Genomic DNA, 3,675 nt, shown 5'->3' on the forward strand with positions numbered 1-3,675 from the left:
CCGCCGCCGGCTACAACTTCTCCCTCCTGCTCAGGTGGCTGAAGGGGTTTTTGTCGCTCTTGATTGCCCTGCTTCAAATCCGGCCGAAGCCGGTCGCCGCTTAGGGCTCGGATTGTTCACGGTCGACTAGTGAGCACTCTCCAATATGTTAGGCTCTGTCGCAGTAGCGCAACAAGCTCAGTCTTTGGATGGGTGGTATGAGGATGAGACGACTGAATGTGTACAGGCTCAGTCTTTTTATCGAGGCTCTCGTTTTTGTCGTAAGCGCGTTCGGTGCGACGTGGCTTACCAGCTTTGTGAACGCGCCATGGTGGACATATGTGATTATAGCGGCCATCGCTATGGGCATGTTCGTCGCCGTGCGTGGGGTCCTTTCTGAGCCGCAACGTATGGGACTCTTGGCACACAACTCGGCAGCGACCTCTGCGTGAACCCAGACGCCTTGAAAATGTGCCCGATGCGTCCGGATTTTTGGCGGTGATCTTCATCAAATGCGATGAGCTGCAATTTCTGGCGACGGCCACGCTAAGGGCGGGCCTCCAGCACCATGTTGAACGGTGTCTCCGCGGCGCGACGCAATCGCTTGAAGCCGCCGCCGGTCACAACCTTGCGCAGCCTCGCCTCACCGGCCTGGGCTCCAAGCGCGAGCCCGACTTCCTGCGACACGGATGCGGGCGTGCACACGAAAGTGGAAGCGGCATAGTAAACGCGGCCGACGGGATTGAGGTTCGCCGCCAGATGATCATGCGCGAACGGCTCGACGATCATCCACGTGCCGTCCGGCTTGAGCGATCCGTGGACATGGGTGGCGGCGCCCGTCGGGTCGCCCATGTCGTGAAGGCAATCGAAGAATGTGACGAGGTCATAGGTTCCGGGATAGCTCTTGGCGGCCGCCACGTCGAACCGCGTGTTAACGCCGACGCCGGCTACCTCGGCCGCCTTGCGGGCGCGCTCAATCGAAGGGGCATGATAGTCGAAGCCGACGAAGCGCGAATTGGGGAAGGCCTGTGCCATGAGCACGGTCGATGCACCATGACCGCATCCAACATCCGCGACGTCCACGCCGCGTTCGAGCTTCTCGACGACGCCCTCCAAGGCCGGCAGCCAGGAGTCGATCAGATTGGCATTGTAGCCTGGACGGAAGAACCGTTCCGTACCGCGAAACAGACACGCGCTATGATCGTGCCACCCGACGCCCTTGCCGGACTGGAATGCCTGCCTCACCTTTTCTTCATCGAGCCACAGCGCGGACAGGAACTCGAATGCGCCTGCCATGAAGGCCGGGCTGTCTTCATCAGCGAACACCAGCTCTTGCTCGGCGTTGAGATAGAATTTGTCGCTCGCTTCATCGTAGTCGACGTAACCCGCCGCCGCCTGCCCGGAAAGCCATTCCCTTACGAGGCGTTCCTGGGTGCCGGTGCGTGTCGAAAGTTCGGCGGCCGTCATCTTGCCGCCTTCGCGCAATGCCTTGAACAGGCCGAGTCTGTCCCCCAGCAGGACTCCCGCGCCCGTTGCGATCGCACCGAGATCGCCGACCATTTTCCCCAAGAATGCGTCCAACTTTTCCTGATTCGCTTCAGACATCTGAATCTCCCTTTGGGTTCAATCTCTCCAGGCGACGGAGCCGTGCTCGTCATGAGGCGCCTTGAGCATCAGATGCTCGAAGACATGCAGATATCCCCGGCGGCTCATTCCGCGCTGCCGATCCTGCACCAGACCATATGGGTGACGACCGGCGCGGTGGTCGGGAATGACAGCCACCTCCATGCCGTTGAAAAGCAGGAAATCCGTCACTTTGCCCTCGTCGGTAACCGGCGGAGCCGGAGTGGTCGTCACCAGGGCAAGCCCTGTTGCAGCAGGTATCCTTGGGCAGCCTGTCAGAACATCGATGACTCCGGTTGTGGTGCCGGGGTGGGCGATCAGGGGCCAAGTGATTGTTCCGCGGCGGCTGTATGTTGTGGTAAGGTGATCATGCGAACTCTTGTTGGTCGGTCACGTGTTTTGCGGATGACCCGCATGTACTGTGCCAAATGAGAAAACCATTCAAACGCAATCCAGTAGATCTGACTGTATCCGACATTGTCGGAATTTGGACATCGCCGAACGCGAAGCGCTCGGGGCTTGTGACGATACTTGAGCGTGCTGCTTCGGAGGAGGGATGAGCCTCGAACCGGCCGCGAGGCCTTTTTCTGGCAACGGATATTCCGGCCGGGTTAGGCCGCGAGGAAAGCGACGGTGAATAAGAGGTAGAGGACCAACCGTTTTGAGCGGGTAGTTGCCGTGTTGCGCCCCCAGGCAAAGGCCAGCACCACGGAGCAGTATTTCTGGTGGCGATACTACAACGCCTTTTAGTGCCGGTTACCCGTTTTTACCCAGTTGGCCTGGTGCATTCAGAGCGAGCTCGTTGGAAACCGCTTATTGTGGCTATGAGCGAACTCGGGATGGAGGAGTGGACCCAAAAATTGGCAAAATGCCCCAGGGAGGATTACATGGGTCGCTCATTCCCCGTACTCGTTACAGGTGCGCGTCGCTTCGCAAACAGCTTGCTTTTGACTTGGCGTTTTTTGCCGTCTCGGCATCGCTCACTAATTCGGCCGCTGCCGACACCGTGAACTGGCGTCAATTCGAAGGGACCAGCATAACTTGGGCCTACGACACCCACCCCTATGCGGATGCTCTCGCTGCGCAATTTCCGGAGTTCGAGAAGCTGACCCGGCATCAAGGTCACGCCGGAACTCTACCCAGACGATTCTTACTGGAACAAGATGACGATCCAACTGACGACGAAGTCGCCAGCATGGGATGTGTTCGGCACTGGCATTCAGCCCGCGTAGGACCTCGCTCCGAGTGGCGCCCTGGAGCCGCTGGACAAATACCTGAGCGATTGGAAGCTTACCGATGCTGGATACGACTACATTACGTGGACATGATCAAGAAGTGCGCGGCTCCTTCCTTCGCGTCCGGCCGCAGCGCGATGACGATCGACTCAAATATGTTCGGCTTCTGGAACGATGTTGCGGGGAAGCCGGCATCCGGCAAGATCGCCTTCGCTCCGCCGCTGCACGCACCGAGCGCCACGAGCTTGGAGTCTGACATCTGGATCTGGGCTCTCGCCATGAACGCGGCTTCCGAAAAGAAGGGCACGGCCTGGCTGTTCATCCCGTGGGCCACCTCCAAGCAGGTGGCGCTCAAGGGTGCCCTTGCTGGCCAGCTCGTCAATCCGCCGCGCACGTCGACCTGGCAGACGACACCTGGACTAAGTACGCTTCGCAGCCCGAGTTCAACAACTTCGTTGACAGCTTCAAAAAGATACAGGACCAAGCCGCGCTGGCTTTCACACCGCGTGTCGGCTTCGGCGAAGCCATGAACGCATGGGCCGTGGCGATGCAGAAGATGGTAAACGGCGATGACGTCGAGACGACGTTGAGGGCGCTTGCCGAAGAAATCCGCACTGGCCTCTGATCAAAAGGAACAGGGCAGTACTATTGCACTGCCCTGTTCCCGCCAACGGCGGAGATCACGCCGTGTCACCCCAAGCACTTAAACCCAGCGTGCCGATGGCAGCCGAAGGACCTGGCGCGCGCGCCTCGTCCGGTTCGGCTTCGCTGGAGGGGCGTTCCATCGACTGTTTCAGCCTTGCAATCATCCAGGCGCTGGCCAAAAGCCAGATGGAGC

General features: G+C 59.5%; 3 protein-coding genes and 1 pseudogene. 1 reads left to right on the plus strand and 3 read right to left on the minus strand.

All coding sequences use genetic code 11. The features are described from left to right. Positions 1–525: 525 nt before the first annotated feature. The 3 genes and pseudogenes from EN994_RS22345 to EN994_RS36250 form a co-directional block, all read right to left on the minus strand. Positions 526–1,584, minus strand: coding sequence for a class I SAM-dependent methyltransferase (locus EN994_RS22345; RefSeq protein WP_024504268.1), 1,059 nt, complete (start codon positions 1,582–1,584; stop codon positions 526–528). Between the two features lie 57 nt (positions 1,585–1,641). Then, a pseudogene (locus EN994_RS22350) lies at positions 1,642–1,863 on the minus strand (insulinase family protein); the annotation flags it as partial. Positions 1,864–2,916: 1,053 nt separating this feature from the next. Beyond that, entirely contained in the window at positions 2,917–3,159 is a 243-nt protein-coding gene (locus tag EN994_RS36250; RefSeq protein ID WP_224571023.1) for a hypothetical protein, read from the minus strand. A gap of 3 nt (positions 3,160–3,162) precedes the next feature. Here EN994_RS36250 and EN994_RS36255 point away from each other — a divergent pair, with 3 nt between their 5' ends. Next, the gene (locus EN994_RS36255) at positions 3,163–3,462 is read left to right on the plus strand and encodes a hypothetical protein (RefSeq protein WP_224571022.1); all 300 of its coding nucleotides are present in this window, start codon (positions 3,163–3,165) and stop codon (positions 3,460–3,462) included. The last annotated feature ends 213 nt before the right edge of the window (positions 3,463–3,675 follow it).

Source organism: Mesorhizobium sp. M7A.F.Ca.CA.002.09.1.1 (assembly GCF_003998555.1).
GTDB lineage: Bacteria > Pseudomonadota > Alphaproteobacteria > Rhizobiales > Rhizobiaceae > Mesorhizobium > Mesorhizobium ciceri.